Below are 16841 nucleotides of genomic sequence, written 5' to 3'. Positions count from 1 at the left end.
GCTCAGAATAGCCTGCGTCATACTGAGCGGATATCTCACCGAAAATTCTTAAGACACAGAGGTGGAAGATGCGAGCAGAACTGGAAAATAAGGTTGTGTCGATTGAAACGGAGAAGAGGCTACCGCTGAAGGAGAAAATTTCCTATGGTTTTGGTGATTTTGGCAACGGTTTTATGTTTGATCTCGGTCAGATTTATTTATTGAAGTATTTCACTGATGTAGCTGGAATTCCGGCTGCAATGGCGGGGGGCATTTTTTTAGTCAGCAAGCTGTTTGCGGCTGTAACAGACCCCATTGTCGGCTCATCAATTGATTATCGCAAAAATATCGGCAGGCGGGGGAAATTCAGGCCTTATTTATTAATCGGCAGTATTGTTCTTGCTGTGCTTACTGTTCTTATTTTTCTGTCCCCGAATGTATCAACGACAGGCAAGCTGATTTATGCGTATGCATCCTATATGCTGTGGGGCGTGGGCTATTCATTTGTAAACATTCCCTACGGCTCATTAGGAGCAGCGATGACTCAAAATACCGAAGATCGGACATCTATCTCTACTTTTCGCCAAATCGGCTCACTCGGGGCTTTGTTTATCACAAGCGTGGCCGTCATGCCGCTGCTCGTCAAGTTTGATAACCCGAAGGTAGGCTACCCGGTGGTCATGGGATTGTTTGCTGTTCTCGGTGTGCTTTGGTTTTATATTTGCTATCGCAACTGCAAGGAACGTATTGTTATTGCGGAAGCGCCAAAAGAGAAATTAACATTTTCATCTGTCGTCAAAACGTTTATAACGAACAAACCGCTGCTAACCCTTGTCCTGATGACCATTTTTTCGATTTCTGCATACAACATTAAATCCGCAATGCTCGTATACTTCGCACAATATAACCTAGGCAATGTCGAACTGATGGCTTATATGAACTTTATCATTATTGGTTCTTCCTTTTTGGGCGTCGTATTTCTGCCAAAGCTCGTCAAGATGTTTGGAAAGAAACAAACCGCAATGATTGGTTTCGGCATCAGCGTTGCCGCTGACCTGATCAACTTTATGCTTCCTTCAAATGTATATGTGTTTACCATCCTTGCAAGCATCGCGTTTATTGGAATCAGTATCCCCAATGGCATTACGTGGGCGCTTGTCTCAGATATCATTGACTATGGCGAGTGGAAATCCGGTGAGCGGAAAGAAGCAACGACGTATTCCCTCTTTAACTTCTCCCGGAAGCTTGCCCAGTCATTGTCTGGATTTCTCTCGGGGATCGGATTGGGACTTGTCGGATATATGCCGAACGTAGCCCAGACGGCACAGGCGCTGATCGGCATTAAAGCGCTTCTTCTTCTGTATCCCGCCATTGCTTTGGCATTAGCTATGATTATTATCGGTTTTCTTTATAAACTAACAGATCAGCAGCATGCCCAGATTGTCGAGGAGCTTCAGCATAGAAACTGATCAAACAATCCTATATAGAATATTTTGAATAGTTTGCAAGTAAAAATAATTTGTAAGGGTTTTCGCTAAGTGATGAAACTGAAGGAAAGGAGGCTCTTTATTGAATACGGTAACGATTTCCGCTGAAGAAGCGAAGGAACTGGTTCAGCAAAAGCTGATCGGCGCCAATTTGAATGAACGAGATGCCGAAAAAGTAGCAGACGTGCTCGTACACGCTGATTTACGCAATGTAAATTCTCATGGTGTTTTGCGAACAGAACATTATGTGAACAGGCTCAGGGCTGGAGGCATCAATCCAAAAGCGCGTCCCATTTTTAAAGAAACGGGTCCGGTGACAGGAGTGCTAGACGGTGATGACGGGTTCGGCCATGTGATTGCCGATAAGGCGATGGCTCATGCCATTGAAATGGCAATGAAAAATGGTGTTGGCATGGTCACTGCGACAAACAGCAGCCATTGCGGAGCGTTAAGTTATTTTGTGCAAAAAGCGGCTGAGAAAAAACTGATTGGTATCGCTATGTCTCATACTGACAGTATTGTAGTCCCGTTTGGCGGGAGGTCTCCTTTTTTAGGCACGAATCCAATTGCTTATGGGGTGCCGGCAAAGCATAAAAAACCGTTTATCCTAGATATGGCGACGTCAAAAGTGGCATTTGGAAAGATTCTGCAGGCGCGTGAAGAGGGCACAGAAATACCAGAAGGGTGGGGAGTCGATGAAAACGGAGAGACGGTAACAGATCCTCATAAGGTCGTCTCACTTTCAACCTTCGGCGGTCCTAAGGGCTACGGGCTATCTGTTGTGGTGGATGTGTTTTCAGGCTTGCTGGCTGGGGCGGCTTTTGGGCCGCATATCGCTAAAATGTATGGCGATCTTGATCAAAATAGGAAGCTTGGACATTATGTTTGCGCGATCCATCCGTCCTATTTTACCGGACAAGATATGTTTTTAGAGCAGATGGACGCCATGCTTGATGAACTGCAGCAATCACCTCCGGCTAGAGGAGTCGAGCGCGTCTATGTGCCTGGCGAATTGGAGCAGCTGCATGAGGAAAGAAACAGGAAGCACGGGATTTCAATTGCTCGGACCGTGTATGAATTTTTAAAAAGCAGGTGAGAAAATGAAAGCGGTTCAAGTGCGAAAAGCGTATGATTTGGTGACAGCAGACATGAAAAAGCCTGTTCTTTCAAAGGCTGATGAGGTGCTCGTCAAAGTAAAACGAGTCGGAATTTGCGGTTCTGACATGCATATTTATCATGGCACGAATCCGCTTGCGACCCTTCCGAGAGTAATCGGACACGAGGTAACGGGAGAGGTGGAGGAGGTTGGTGCGAATGTTAAAGGCCTGAAAGGCGGCGACCATGTTGTAATTGAACCGATTTCTTATTGCGGAAACTGTTATCCCTGCCGTAAAGGCCGGCCGAATGTTTGCGCGAAGCTTTCTGTGTTTGGCGTTCATGAAGATGGCGGGATGCGGGAATATGTTGTGCTTCCTGAAAAGCAGCTTCACGTCGTTTCAAAAGAGCTGCCCTGGGAGGAGGCAGTGATGGCCGAGCCTTATTCGATAGGTGCCCAAGCCGTTTGGCGTGGACAGGTAGAAAAGGGCGATCGCGTTCTGATTCAGGGAGCGGGGCCTATCGGCATCTGTGTGTTAAAAATGGCAAAGCTTGCGGGTGCTTCCGTCATGATAACCGACTTAAATAATGAGCGGCTGGCATTTGCCACTGAGAACGGTGCGGACGCAGTTGTGAATGTTCAAACAGAACATGCGGCTGAGCGGGTTCGGGAATGGACGGGAGGTGAAGGAGCCAATGTAGTCATTGATGCAGTCTGTCTCCCTGCGACTTTTGAGCTTTCTGTTGATGTCGTTTCTCCGGCAGGGCGTGTGGTGGTGCTTGGATTTGATGAGAGAGTGTCACATATTCCTCAGCTCCCCATTACAAAAAAAGAAGTCACGATTACCGGCTCAAGACTCCAGACAAATCAGTTTCCGAAGGTTGTAAAGCTGCTGAATGAAGGACGGTTAGCGCATAACGGACTCGTCACCCATACGTTTTCAGTTGATGATGTCCATCACGCGTTTCAATTTATCAAGGAGCATCCCGACCAGGTGCGGAAGGCAGTGATTACATTTGATTAAAAGGCTCAATCCGGAGGTGCAGAATGAATATAACATTTCGATGGTATGGACGAGGCAACGATACAGTCACACTTGAACATGTGAAACAAATTCCCGGGGTGAAAGGCATCGTCTGGGCCCTCCATCATAAACCTGTCGGGGAAGTGTGGGAAATAGAAGAAATCAAAGCCGAGACGGAATATATACAATCCCATGGTTTTCACGCGGAGGTTGTCGAAAGCGTGAACGTTCATGAAGCGATTAAACTGGGCAGCGAAGAACGCGGCCGGTACATTGAACAGTATAAGCAGACCATCCGCAATCTGTCTGCTTTTGGCGTGAAAGTGATTTGCTACAATTTTATGCCGATTTTCGACTGGACGCGCACCGACATGTTCCGTCCGCTGGAAGACGGCTCAACCGCTCTGTTTTTTGAGAAAGCCAAAGTGGAGAGCTTGGAGCCTCAAGAGCTGATCCGGACGGTGGAAGACGCGTCTGACCTGACACTCCCGGGGTGGGAGCCTGAAAAAATGGCTCAGATCAAAGAACTGTTTGAGGCCTACAGGGCGGTCGATGAAGAACAGCTCTGGAACAATTTATCGTTCTTTTTGAAGGAAATTCTGCCGGTTGCTGAAGCGCACGGCATTCAAATGGCCATTCATCCGGATGACCCGCCTTGGCCGATATTCGGATTGCCGCGTATTATCACAGGAGAGGCAAGCTATGAGAAGCTACGGGCCATATCAGATTCACCTTCTAACTGCATCACCTTATGTACCGGTTCAATGGGAGCCAATCCCGCCAATGACATGGTGGAAATTGCTAAAACATATGCCGGACTCGCTCCATTTTCACACATCCGCAATGTGAAGATCTTTGAAAATGGCGATTTTATTGAAACATCTCATCTGACAAAGGACGGTTCAATTAATATTCAAGGGGTTATGGCAGAACTGCACAAGCAGGATTACAACGGATATGTCAGGCCGGATCACGGTCGCCATATTTGGGGAGAGCAATGCCGTCCAGGCTACGGCTTATATGATCGCGCTTTAGGCATCATGTATTTGAACGGACTGTGGGACGCGTACGAATCAATGGCGATAAAAGAGGTGGAATTATGATTTCTCTTCATCATCGGCTGGCAGGTAAAGTTGCTGTTATCACAGGCGGTAGCGGTGTGCTCTGCTCGGCAATGGCCCGGGAGCTTGCCCGCCATGGTATGAAGGTGGCGATACTGAACCGGTCAGCTGAAACAGGCCAAGAGGTTGTGCGGGACATTACAGAAGCTGGCGGTACGGCATATTCCGTTTCTGCTGATGTGCTGGACAGGACGTCGCTTGAGAAGGCGAAGACTGAAATTCTTGGCCGATTTGGCGCTGTCAATTTGTTAATTAACGGAGCAGGAGGAAATCATCCCGCTGCGATTACTGATGTGGAGACATATGATGACGAGGGAGAAGGGCAATCATTCTTTGACATGGATGAAAATGGTTTTTCAACTGTTTTCTCAACCAACTTCACTGGGGCATTTCTGGCTACCCAAGTGTTTGGAAAGGAACTGCTGAAGGCAGACTCACCGGCCATTGTAAATATCTCATCAATGAGCGCTTATTCACCTATGACGAAGGTCCCGGCGTACAGTGCGGCCAAGGCATCAATCAATAACTTCACAATGTGGCTGGCTGTTCATTTTGCGGAAACCGGACTGCGGATTAACGCAATCGCACCAGGCTTTTTTCTGACAAACCAAAATCACGATCTGCTGATCAATAAGGATGGAAGCTTTACAGACCGCTCTAAAAAGATTATTGCGGGAACACCGATGAAGCGCTTTGGAAAACCAGAGGACCTGCTCGGCACGCTTCTTTGGCTGGCGGATGATTCCTATTCAGGCTTTGTCACCGGCATTACCGTTCCTGTCGACGGAGGATTTATGGCTTATTCAGGAGTGTGACGAAAGCAGCTACAGATACTGAACCAACATAGGGGTGAGGTTGAGATGTTTTCAAAAGATAAGCTTCCAGTCATCCTTTTTTTGTTCCTGGCTGGTGTAATTAACTATCTGGACCGTTCGGCATTATCCATTGCAGCTCCATTCATCCAGGATGATCTCACACTGTCCGCTACACAAATGGGCTTGATTTTCAGCAGTTTTTCGATTGGATATGCCGTTTTCAATTTTCTTGGCGGTGTGGCATCTGACCGCTATGGAGCAAAACTGACCTTATTTGTGGCCATGGTCGTTTGGTCGTTGTTCAGCGGAGCAGTTGCTTTGGCTTTTGGCTTTGTCAGCCTGCTGATCATACGAATTTTGTTTGGAATGGGGGAAGGGCCGCTTTCGGCGACCATCAATAAAATGGTCAATAACTGGTTCCCGCCGACTCAGCGGGCGTCTGTTGTCGGAGTCACAAATAGCGGAACGCCCCTTGGCGGAGCCATTTCCGGCCCAATTGTCGGCATGATCGCCGTTGTATTCAGCTGGAAGGTTTCCTTCGTTCTGATCATGATCATCGGATTGATTTGGGCATTGCTCTGGTTAAAATTCGTAAAAGAAAAGCCGGCTGAGCCAATGGGCAATGCACCTGCGATGAAAGTAGAAGCCGCTTCCGAGGAAAAAATTCCGCTGACCTTTTATCTGAAACAAAAAACAGTTCTGTTCACGGCGTTTGCTTTTTTCGCTTACAACTACATCCTTTTCTTCTTTTTGACGTGGTTTCCGAGCTATCTTGTCGAGGAGCGGGGATTAAGTGTTGGGTCAATGAGTGTCATTACAGTCATTCCGTGGATTTTAGGATTTATCGGCCTGGCAGCCGGGGGCTTTATTTCTGATTATGTATACAAAAAAACAGTCCGGAAAGGCGTGCTGTTTTCGCGTAAAGTCGTGCTTGTCACGTGTTTGTTTTCTTCCGCGGTATTGATTGGTTTGGCTGGGCTTGTCACCACAACTGTAAGCGCTGTTACGCTCGTGGCTCTGTCCGTCTTCTTTTTATATTTGACGGGTGCGATCTACTGGGCTGTTATTCAGGATGTAGTCGATCAAAAGAATGTCGGTTCTGTTGGCGGATTTATGCATTTTCTCGCCAACACCGCAGGCATCATCGGTCCCGCTTTGACTGGCTTTATTGTTGACCGGACAGGTACTTTTTCTGGCGCATTTTTACTTGCCGGAGGGCTGGCCGTATTCGCTTCGCTGGCTGTCATCCGTTTTGTGCGGCCGATCATCAGCAGCACTGCCGGAACGCATGCTGATGATACGGTTTCTTATTAATCTGGAAATATGGTGGGAGAGGCGGTGTGTTTGATGATACAATATGTAATAACTAATCGCAGCCGGTATGATAAGGAAGGGAAATAGATGGTAACCATTAAAGATATCGCAAAACTTGCAAACGTATCCCATACAACCGTTTCCAGAGCACTCAATAACAGCCCTTATATTAAAGAACACACGAAGAAAAAAATATTGGAGCTTGCATCCCAGCTCAACTATACACCGAATGTGAATGCGAAAAGCCTTGCAATGCAAAAATCCCATACGATCGGGCTTTTCTTTACAAGCATCACAAACGGAACCTCACACAGTTTTTTCGCTGATACCATAAAAGGCGTAAACCAGGCGATCAGCGAGGAGTACAATCTGTATGTGCGCGGCATTGATGATTTGAAAAGCTATGATTCTGTAACACCAATGAGATATGACGGCATTATTTTAATGAGTCAAAGTGATATTGATAATTCTTTTATTTATCATATTCAGGAAAAAAAGATCCCGCTCGTCGTGCTGAACCGGGATATCGATGACAGGGGCATTACCAACATATTGTCCAATGACAAGGAAGGTTCTCAGGAAGCTGTAGAATACTTGATTAAAAACGGACATCAAGACATCGCAATCATTGAGGGAATCGAAGGATTTAAATCCTCTCAGCAGCGAAAGGAAGGCTACTTAGCGGCGCTGATTCGCCATCATATCCCGATTAAACATGAATACAGTGTAAAAGGGCAATACGATATGGAGAGCGGCTTTCAGGCGATGGAACGTTTGCTGGCGCTTCCGAACATTCCAACCGCTGTCTTTTGTTCGAATGATGACATGGCGATCGGAGCAATGAATGCCATATTTGCCAAGGGGATGCGCGTGCCTGATGATATATCTGTCATCGGATTTGATGATATTGGTTTTTCGCAATATATTACGCCAAGGCTTTCTACAGTGAAACGTCCTGTCGAGAAAATCAGCGTGCTCGGTGCAAAAAAATTATTGGCGCTGATCAGCACACCTGATACAAAAGCAGAAAAAATCTTTGAAAACACAGAGTTTATGGTGCGTGACTCTGTAAAAAATGTCACGACATGATGCCCCGTTTTTCCAGCGGGCATTCTTTATACAGAAAAATGTTAACGTGTGCATAAATCTGAAAGGGAGGCAATGACGGTGCAAAAGCTGAATAAAAAATTGTACGAAGGCTATACACAGTATCCAGAAAGGATTCTCCAATTTGGGGAAGGGAATTTTCTGCGGGCGTTTGTCGATTGGCAAATTGAACAATTGAATCGGCATACTGATTTCAATGGAAGTGTCGCAGTTGTACAGCCGAGAGGCTCAGAGAAAATCAATAGATTAAATGACCAGGATGGCTTGTATACTCTTTTTTTACAGGGAATGAAGGATGGGGAAGCGGTAAACGAAAAGACGATTATCAATTCAATCAGCCGCGGGATTGATCTGTTTTCCGACTATGACGAGTTCAAAAAGCTGGCTTCAAGCGAAGAGCTGCGTTTTATCATTTCTAATACGACCGAAGCTGGTATTGTTTGTGAGAAAGAAGACCGCTTAGAGGATAGGCCGCAAAAAACATTTCCAGGGAAATTAACAGCTTTTCTGTACTTTCGCTACCAGGCTTTTGCTGGAGACGAGACAAAAGGGTGTGTCTTGATTCCATGTGAGCTGATTGAAAATAACGGACAAAAGCTAAAGGAAGCGGTTCTGCATTATGCTGATCTATGGGAGCTGGAAGAGGGGTTTACGCAATGGATTCAGAACGCCAACACGTTTTGTCATAGTTTAGTAGACCGCATTGTTCCCGGTTATCCTGTAGACAGCATTGATGAGATCACTGCGGAATTAGGCTATCAAGATGAACTGATTGTTGTGGGAGAACAGTATTATTTATGGGTGATTGAAGGGCCGAATTGGATTGAAGAAGAATTGCCCTTTGCGGCAGCCGGTCTCCATACAAAGGTTGTCAGCGATCTGACCCCATATCGGACGAAAAAAGTGAGAATTTTAAATGGCGCGCATACGGCAATGACGCCAGTGGCTTCTTTATACGGTTTGAAAACGGTGCGTGATTCAGTTGAACATCCGGCAGTGGGGCGCTTTGTTGAGGAACTGATTCATGATGAAATACTTCCTGTTTTGAAAATGGAAGGGCTTACTCCATATGCGGAGGATGTGCTGAATCGCTTTAAAAACCCGTACATCAAACATTATGTAGAAAGCATCGCACTGAATTCAGTGTCAAAATTCAAAACGAGAAACCTGCCGACCCTTCAGGAATTTGTTGAACAGAAGGAACAGCTTCCTGCACGTTTAGTGTTTTCATTCAGCGCGCTTCTGTATAGTTATCGGAATAGGGAAATGCAGGATGACCCGGCTGTTCTTCGATTTTTCCAAGAGGTTTGGAATCAGGAGACCGGAGATATGCTCCGTATCGCTTCAGCCTTATTAGGAGAACAATGGCTGTGGGGAGCAAATCTGAATGAGATTCCGAAGCTGACTGAGAGAGTCGCTGAGTACTTGAATCATATTCATGAACTGGGAATGGAGCGGGCTCTTGAACAATGCTGTCTGCAAAGGGGGAGAGTGCTGTGAAATCATTTATAAAGATTCATAGACAGGATAATGTTTTGCTTGCTTTGCGTGATATTCAGAAGGGAGAGCGGCTGGATGCGGGCGGCGTGATGATTGAAGTAAAAGATGATATTAAAAGAGGGCATAAGATTGCATTGCAGCATATAAAGGAAAATGACAGCATAATCAAATACGGGTTTCCGATCGGGCATGCGTTAAAAGATATTTTTATTGGAGAGCATATTCATGTTCATAATACAAAAACAAACTTATCTGATATCCAAACGTACAGTTATACACCGAAATTTGAACAAAATCCATACACGCATGAGAACCGGACATTTAAAGGATATAGAAGAGAAAACGGAAATGCCGGTGTTCGCAATGAATTATGGATCGTGCCAACCGTCGGCTGTGTCAATGGAATTGCCGAAAAAATGCTTCAGCGGTTTGTCAGAGAAACGGGGGATATTGCCCCGTTTGACAATGTATTAGTGTTAAAACATCAATACGGATGCTCACAGCTTGGCGATGATCATGAAAATACTAGGCAAATCCTGCTGAACGCCATTCGCCATCCAAATGCCGGCGGTGTCTTGGTGCTGGGGCTCGGCTGTGAAAATAACGAGCTGGCAGCCATGGAAAAAGCACTTCAGGATGTCAACAAGGATCGGGTGAAGTTTCTCGAATCCCAGTCGGTGACAGACGAAATGGAGGCAGGTGTCGCATTGCTGAAGGACATCCATAAAGCAGCCAAAGGGGATAAACGGGAAGACATCCCGCTTTCTGAACTGAAAATAGGGTTGAAATGCGGGGGATCTGACGGTTTTTCCGGCATCACAGCGAACCCATTGCTCGGACGGTTTTCTGATTATATCATCGCGCAAGGGGGCAGCACGGTTCTGACGGAGGTACCGGAGATGTTCGGTGCGGAAACGCTGCTGATGCAGCGGGCTGCCAATGAAGAGGTATTCCATAAGATTGTCGATTTAATTAATGATTTTAAACAATATTTTATACAGCATGATCAGCCGGTGTACGAAAACCCTTCGCCAGGCAACAAAGCAGGCGGCATTTCCACCCTTGAGGATAAATCGCTGGGCTGCACGCAAAAAGCGGGGATTTCTCCTGTCTCAGATGTATTAAAATACGGAGAAGTGCTTAAGACAAACGGACTGACGCTTTTGAGCGCGCCAGGCAATGATTTAATCGCCTCCTCCGCATTGGCTGCGGCGGGCTGCCACATTGTCCTGTTTACGACGGGGCGAGGCACGCCGTTCGGCACTTTTGTTCCAACGGTAAAGGTGGCGACGAATACACAGCTGTACGAGACGAAGCCGCACTGGATTGATTTTAACGCAGGTCTCTTAGCAGAGGATGATGTTCATGAGGTATTTGTGCTTCGAGAGTTTATCGATTATATCACGAAGGTTGCAAGCGGAGAGCTTGTGAATCACGAAAAAAATGACTTCAGAGAGCTTGCTATTTTTAAATCGGGTGTGACGCTATAACAAGAAAGGCTATCCTGTAAAGGATAGCCTTTCTTGATTAAATCAGCTTTAGTCCGCTGATTAAGATAATGGATGCCATAATAAATTGCAGTGGACGGGGTGAAAATCTAGGTGAGAGATGACTGCCAACCAGCACCCCCGGAATGGAACCGATAAGCAAATTGGCCGCTAACAAATAATCAACGCTCCCGAAGCTTGCGTTTAAAATACCTGCCGCAGTAACGAGCAGAAAAGCATGCGCAATATCGGTTCCGACAATGTCGGATGTTTTCATTTTAAATAAGTACAGCATAGCAATCGCAAACAACGAGCCGGAACCGATCGATGTTAAGCCGACGATAAATCCAAACACGACACCGATTAGAATCGTAAGCATACGCTTATCTTCTAGCGGCATCAGCTGCCAGCGGTTCGGGCGAAGTTTTTTGTCTAGAAACAGGCGGACGATGATCGAAATGGCAACTAGGGTCAGAACATAACCAAGAGCGTGTTTAATAATCTCTTCCTGATGCTGGTGGAAGGCGGGGAACAAATGAAGTATGCCAATGGCTATAGAAGCACTCGGAATACTGCCGATGGCTAAGTATTTTACCAATTTAAAATTGATTGTTTTCTGCCGCCAATGGGACGCAACGCCAAACAGCTTGGTGATTGAGTTATAGACAAGGTCCGTGCCGACCGCTATGGAAGGATTGATTCCAAGCACTATTAAAAGAGGAGTTAAAAGCGCAGCTCCGCCTACACCTGTCAATCCGACTAAGACACCGACTAACAAACCCATCAAAATGATGCTAACACTCATGATAAAGGCCTCCTGAAAACCCGACTATTTTTATCAGATTATATATGATTAGGTCGCTTTAATCAATTAAATTTTTTGAATATTTGTACGGATGCTTCTTTGATTTTTGTATGCTCAATATCTTTATTCATTTGCCCCATAATGAGTGTCAGGACGAGATGGGAGTAAGTTTGACCGGTTAAAACAGGTCATTCGGGTCGGTATTTGGTTGAATTAGGTCAACCATTCAGCCAGCTATGTGCCAATACCGGCTGTCACTGGGAATCGAGGTGTGTATTGGATGCGGTAGGAAACGAAGGCAATAAAAAAAGATACCTTTAGGTCAGGTATCTTTTTTTAGGTTACATACGCTGCTGATAAAACGGCAGCTCCGTATGGCCCATTTCTCTTACATAAACAAACAGGTTGCCTTTATGGTGAATTTCATGCTCCAGCGCAAGCTGAAGCAATGCGCTTCCAGTGACTTTTCTTCCGAAAGCAGCTGTCAAATCAATTTCTCTGTTAAGGTGTTCCTCAGTCAGCTGTTCAAGGATGGCAGCCGTTTTTTCTGTATACGTTTTAGCCAAAACATTGAGATCCGTTTCCGTTTCTTCCTGCTGGTTTTGAAAAGGTGAGGCATTGCCTTCTTTAATGACATTTGCGAACAGATAGAAAGACGTCAGGATGTGCTTGACCAGCTCTTCTGCTGACATTGATGTTTCCGTCGGTTTGTAGCTGTAATGGTCTTTGCTGACTTTTTCTGTCAGCTCAATCGTCACATTGCGATGTGACAAAAAGTGACTCACAATTTGAGTGGATTGGGTCAATAGAATCTCCTCCATATTCAAAATAAATGGTGCAATGAAATCCTATATCAATGGGCATAAATTAACAAGCAATATGCTAAGAATTGATTGTTATTCTTGCGGTTAGCCGAAATTCGACAATTGCGGTCTTTTTGCGTTCTTCTTTTTCTTGTAAATATGATAAAATATGACATATCTCGGGTATATAAAAGGGGGGATTAATTGAGGATGAAGCAGACTATTCCGTCCTCTTATGTCGGGCTTAAAATTAATGAATGGTATACCCATATCCGGCAGTTTCACGTAGCTGAAGCAGAACGGGTCAAGCTCGAAGTAGAAAGAGAAATCGAGGATATGGAAGAAGATCAAGATTTGCTGCTGTATTATTCTCTAATGGAATTTAGGCACCGTGTTATGCTGGATTACATTAAGCCTTTTGGAGAGGACACCTCACAGCTAGAGTTTTCAGAATTATTAGAAGACATCGAAGGGAATCAGTACAAGCTGACAGGACTGCTCGAGTACTATTTTAACTTTTTTCGCGGGATGTATGAATTTAAGCAGAAAATGTTTGTCAGTGCCATGATGTACTATAAGAGGGCAGAAAAGAACCTTGCCCTTGTGTCAGACGACATTGAAAAAGCTGAATTTGCTTTTAAAATGGCTGAGATCTTTTACAATTTAAAGCAGACGTATGTCTCTATGAGCTATGCCGTTCAGGCGTTAGAAACGTATCAGATGTATGAAACGTACACTGTCCGCAGAATCCAATGTGAATTCGTTATTGCAGGTAATTATGATGATATGCAGTATCCAGAAAGAGCATTGCCCCATTTAGAACTGGCTTTAGATCTTGCAAAGAAAGAAGGCAATCCCCGCCTGATCAGTTCGGCCCTTTACAATCTCGGAAACTGTTACGAGAAAATGGGTGAACTGCAAAAGGCAGCCGAATACTTTGAGAAATCTGTTTCTATTTGCAAGTCGGAAAAGTTCGATAATCTTCCGCATTCTATCTACTCATTAACACAAGTTCTGTATAAACAAAAAAATGATGCCGAGGCGCAAAAGCAATATCGTGAAGGATTGGAAATCGCCCGTCAGTATAGCGATGAATTATTCGTGGAGCTTTTTCAATTTTTACATGCGTTATACGGAAAAAACATTGACACAGAATCAGTCTCACACACCTTTCAATTTCTCGAAGAACATATGCTGTATCCTTACATTGAAGAGCTGGCGCATGATGCTGCCCAATTCTATATAGAAAACGGACAGCCTGAAAAAGCACTTTCCTTTTATGAGAAAATGGTGCACGCACAAAAACAAATCCAGAGAGGAGATTGTTTATATGAAATCTAAATGGATGTCAGGTTTGTTAATCGTTGCGGTCGTGTTCAGCTTTACTCAGGAGATGGTCCATGCAGGAGAAACAGCGGATACAGAGGGAAAAACATTTCATATTGCGGCACGCAATCAAACATGATGATAACGAAAAAAACCCCTCCGGTTGCGGAAGGGTCTTTTTTATTTTAGCTTCCATTCCTTAATGGCCAGCTTTAGAGGACCCGCTGGACACCAATTGATCAGCTTGTCCGATATTTCGGGCGCCTCTTCAGTGAGCACGCTTTGATGACGAAAACTCCGCCTGTAGCGTCGCTGAATGGGCCTAAATTATTAAGCGCGAAGGTGACGGAAGACACAATATTTACGTCCTACGAATGCCACCTATTAATGAAAAAAGAAAAAGGAGAGATGATAGGTGAGCATTCAAGTGAAGAAAAATTTGGTTTCTGAGGCGAAGTACGCGCTGAAATGCCCGAATGCGATGTCCGCTGAATACATTACCATTCACAACACGGCCAACGACGCGTCCGCTGCCAATGAAATCAGCTACATGATCGGGAACACCAGCTCGACAAGCTTTCATTTCGCGGTTGACGATAAAGAGGTGATTCAAGGACTGCCGCTTAACCGTAACGCTTGGCATACTGGTGACGGCACAAACGGTACAGGCAATCGCAAGTCGATCGGCGTAGAAATTTGCTACAGTAAATCGGGAGGCCCAAAGTACGAGGCAGCCGAGGCATTGGCGATCTCTTTTGTGGCACAGCTTTTGAAGGAGCGGGGCTGGGGAATTGACCGTGTCAGAAAGCACCAAGACTGGAACGGTAAATACTGTCCGCACCGCATTTTATCAGAGGGGCGCTGGGAGCAAGTCAAGGCGGCAATTGAAAAGGAATTAAACGGTGGCGTATCAGCGAAAAAAGCTTCATCTTCTGCGCAAGTGTATTATGTAAAAAAAGGAGATACGCTGTCCGGCATTGCAGCATCACATGGTGTGAGTGTGAAAACACTGCAAAGCTTCAATCACATTACTGATCCAAATCTCATTAAAGTCGGACAGGAGATCAAGCTTTCCGGGACCGCTTCTTCTAAAAGCCATGCCCCATCCTCATACCCGCTGCCATCCGGGATAATCAAAGTAACGAGCCCGCTGACAAAAGGCACAAAAGTAAAGCAGGTGCAAACTGCACTGGCAGCTCTATATTTTTATCCTGATAAAGGGGCGAAGAATCATGGGGTGGACGGTGTATATGGGCCAAAAACAGCAAATGCTGTCAAGCGCTTTCAATCTGTCAGCGGATTAACGGCAGACGGCATTTACGGTCCGAAAACGAAAGCCAAAATGGAACAAAAACTATAATGAAAAAAAGGAAGCTTCAATTGAATAGAGCTTCCTTTTTTCCCTTACATACAAACGGCAGCGAGAAGCTTTTGATTTGGCACAGCAGGAGAGCGCCGCGCCACAAAAGGATGTTAAGAGTTATTAACAATTTGCAAGGCATGAAGTTAATAAGAAATCTAAAAAAGCAAAACCTTCAAGCAATAAAATAGAAAATAAAAAGACCCGGTGATCACCGGGGAAAAGAAATAGAAAGGTAAAGGTTTAGTAATACTTTTTATATTCTACTTTGTAGTCATAGTCATGCTTGTCATGATCATAACACTTTTTGCCATGGTCATAATATTTTTTATCATGGTCATAGCACTTTTTGTCGCAATCGTAATCTTTCTCATGATCATCATAATACTTTTTATCATGGTCATAATACTTCTTATAATATTTCTTTTTGTAAGTGTAATACTCTTCTTTATATTTTTTATAATAACCCATGCTTACTCCTCCTTTAATGTTTGATCAGTTTTATTATATGAATTCAAAAAGAGATGGTATGGTCATATGTATTCGTCGACAAAAAAAGGCTGTTTTAAAAAACAAACTGATAATAATAGATAGCGTGCCAGCTTGTTGAAAGATTTGGCAAGCATGAAGACATAAAATAGAAAGTCTGCTGAATAAACGTAATAATAGTTTAGCCTCGTGTGAGTAAACATGTTTTCCGCCTTGTAACTTGATATGCTTGTGTACGATTGTTTTTTGCCGAGTAATCCACCTGTTGATCGACCGTATAAGACGTGTGTCAGAATCACACTCCAATGTAAACGCCGCATTTTTTCCTCTCTAGTAAAAGAAGAGCTAACTTTTCTTTCGCCTCAGCTGTAGAGTCAATCTACCAATAAACCCTTTATCTATCTCCTGAAATGTAAATACGATAAAAAGGTTTTCATTCATAGATGAGTAGCGTAAACTGGTGCTGACTGATAAAGGAGAGCGCTTAGCATGAAAGATATGTATGACAGTTTTTTATCCCTTTCTGCGTCTGAATCGGAGTACCGGATTATATATGAAGAGAACAGCGGGAGCGAGCATATTGTTCTTGGTCCTCACGGCGGAAGAATTGAGCCGGGCGTCAGCGAACTGGTGCGGGCATTTGCTGATCAATGTTCCATTTATATTTTTGAAGGATTGAAGCAGCGCAATAACCGTTCGCTTCACCTGACAAGCACTCGTTTTGATGAACCGCTTGCCTTAGAAAAAGTAAACGCCCACCGATTCGCACTGGCCTTTCACGGCTACCGTGATCTGAAAAAGCCGCATACATTGGTCGGAGGCGCGGATCGGAGAAAAGCAGCAGCTATTTGTGAGTTGCTGAATGAGGCGGGGTTCAGTGCGGAACTGGTCAATGTAAAAGACCGGCTGGCAGGTGTCCATCCGCAAAACATCGTCAATCGGACAAAAAGGGAGATGGGATTGCAGCTGGAACTGAGTACGGCGCAGCGGAGCGCGTTATTTCACAATTTTGGCTGCCGTAAAGGACGGTACATAGAAAACAAGCTTTTTTCTCAATATGTGAATGCCGTTAAGCTTGGTTTTTATGGAAATAGCAAGTAGGACCTGCAATAACTGCCTATTCCTTCA

The 16841-nt window shown here is 44.8% G+C and carries 16 protein-coding genes; 13 read left to right on the top strand and 3 right to left on the bottom strand.

Going from position 1 to position 16841, the window contains the following annotated elements; all coding sequences use genetic code 11:
- Positions 1–68: 68 nt before the first annotated feature.
- The 9 genes from NST16_RS11325 (at position 69) to NST16_RS11285 (ending at position 10933) form a co-directional block, all read left to right on the top strand.
- Positions 69–1448, top strand: coding sequence for an MFS transporter (locus tag NST16_RS11325; protein WP_268446465.1), 1380 nt, complete (start codon positions 69–71; stop codon positions 1446–1448).
- Positions 1449–1548: 100 nt separating this feature from the next.
- The gene (gene allD / locus NST16_RS11320; RefSeq protein WP_340886624.1) at positions 1549–2562 is read left to right on the top strand and encodes an ureidoglycolate dehydrogenase; all 1014 of its coding nucleotides are present in this window, start codon (positions 1549–1551) and stop codon (positions 2560–2562) included.
- 4 nt (positions 2563–2566) lie between these two features.
- The gene (locus NST16_RS11315) at positions 2567–3586 is read left to right on the top strand and encodes a zinc-binding alcohol dehydrogenase family protein (RefSeq protein WP_340886620.1); all 1020 of its coding nucleotides are present in this window, start codon (positions 2567–2569) and stop codon (positions 3584–3586) included.
- A gap of 23 nt (positions 3587–3609) precedes the next feature.
- Positions 3610–4689, top strand: a complete 1080-nt coding sequence (gene uxuA, locus NST16_RS11310) for a mannonate dehydratase (RefSeq protein WP_340886617.1) — start codon at positions 3610–3612, stop codon at positions 4687–4689.
- Positions 4686–5522, top strand: coding sequence for an SDR family oxidoreductase (locus NST16_RS11305; RefSeq protein ID WP_340886615.1), 837 nt, complete (start codon positions 4686–4688; stop codon positions 5520–5522). The genes uxuA and NST16_RS11305 overlap by 4 nt, the downstream gene beginning before the upstream one ends.
- 45 nt (positions 5523–5567) lie before the next feature.
- Positions 5568–6836, top strand: coding sequence for an MFS transporter (locus NST16_RS11300; protein WP_340886613.1), 1269 nt, complete (start codon positions 5568–5570; stop codon positions 6834–6836).
- Positions 6837–6923: 87 nt separating this feature from the next.
- Positions 6924–7925: a LacI family DNA-binding transcriptional regulator gene (locus NST16_RS11295; protein ID WP_339181019.1), complete on the top strand. Its 1002-nt coding sequence runs from the start codon at positions 6924–6926 to the stop codon at positions 7923–7925.
- A 78-nt stretch (positions 7926–8003) separates the two neighbouring features.
- Positions 8004–9443 carry a tagaturonate reductase gene (locus NST16_RS11290; RefSeq protein ID WP_340886608.1) on the top strand — a complete coding sequence of 480 codons (1440 nt, stop codon included), beginning with the start codon at positions 8004–8006 and terminating at the stop codon, positions 9441–9443.
- Positions 9440–10933: a UxaA family hydrolase gene (locus tag NST16_RS11285; RefSeq protein ID WP_340886605.1), complete on the top strand. Its 1494-nt coding sequence runs from the start codon at positions 9440–9442 to the stop codon at positions 10931–10933. The genes NST16_RS11290 and NST16_RS11285 overlap by 4 nt, the downstream gene beginning before the upstream one ends.
- 37 nt (positions 10934–10970) lie before the next feature.
- Here the strand turns inward: NST16_RS11285 and NST16_RS11280 are convergent, their stop codons facing one another.
- Positions 10971–11735: a sulfite exporter TauE/SafE family protein gene (locus NST16_RS11280; RefSeq protein WP_044156273.1), complete on the bottom strand. Its 765-nt coding sequence runs from the start codon at positions 11733–11735 to the stop codon at positions 10971–10973.
- Between the two features lie 341 nt (positions 11736–12076).
- Complete coding sequence (locus NST16_RS11275) at positions 12077–12541, bottom strand: DinB family protein (RefSeq protein WP_340886601.1); 465 nt, start codon at positions 12539–12541, stop codon at positions 12077–12079.
- A 201-nt stretch (positions 12542–12742) separates the two neighbouring features.
- Between NST16_RS11275 and rapA the strand changes: the two genes are divergently transcribed.
- The 3 genes from rapA to NST16_RS11260 all read left to right on the top strand — a co-directional run bounded on the left by rapA (position 12743) and on the right by NST16_RS11260 (position 15224).
- Positions 12743–13879 carry a response regulator aspartate phosphatase RapA gene (gene rapA, locus NST16_RS11270; RefSeq protein ID WP_079288553.1) on the top strand — a complete coding sequence of 379 codons (1137 nt, stop codon included), beginning with the start codon at positions 12743–12745 and terminating at the stop codon, positions 13877–13879.
- Positions 13869–14003, top strand: coding sequence for a phosphatase RapA inhibitor PhrA (phrA, locus tag NST16_RS11265; protein ID WP_010333880.1), 135 nt, complete (start codon positions 13869–13871; stop codon positions 14001–14003). Before rapA ends, phrA begins: the two co-directional genes overlap by 11 nt.
- A gap of 276 nt (positions 14004–14279) precedes the next feature.
- Positions 14280–15224: an N-acetylmuramoyl-L-alanine amidase gene (locus NST16_RS11260; RefSeq protein WP_326226915.1), complete on the top strand. Its 945-nt coding sequence runs from the start codon at positions 14280–14282 to the stop codon at positions 15222–15224.
- A 243-nt stretch (positions 15225–15467) separates the two neighbouring features.
- Here the strand turns inward: NST16_RS11260 and NST16_RS11255 are convergent, their stop codons facing one another.
- Positions 15468–15695 (bottom strand): hypothetical protein, encoded by a 228-nt coding sequence (locus NST16_RS11255; RefSeq protein WP_268505425.1) that lies wholly within the window; start codon positions 15693–15695, stop codon positions 15468–15470.
- Between the two features lie 507 nt (positions 15696–16202).
- On the opposite strand from NST16_RS11255, the gene NST16_RS11250 reads away from it, so the two are divergent.
- Complete coding sequence (locus tag NST16_RS11250) at positions 16203–16814, top strand: poly-gamma-glutamate hydrolase family protein (RefSeq protein WP_286058673.1); 612 nt, start codon at positions 16203–16205, stop codon at positions 16812–16814.
- Positions 16815–16841 lie beyond the last annotated feature (27 nt).

Origin of the sequence: Bacillus sp. FSL K6-1005 (genome assembly GCF_038000225.1) — a bacterium.
In the GTDB taxonomy this organism is placed as follows: Bacteria; Bacillota; Bacilli; order Bacillales; family Bacillaceae; genus Bacillus; species Bacillus mojavensis.
Note: the sequence above shows the minus strand (reverse complement) of the source record. Positions and strands in the feature narration are given on the sequence as shown.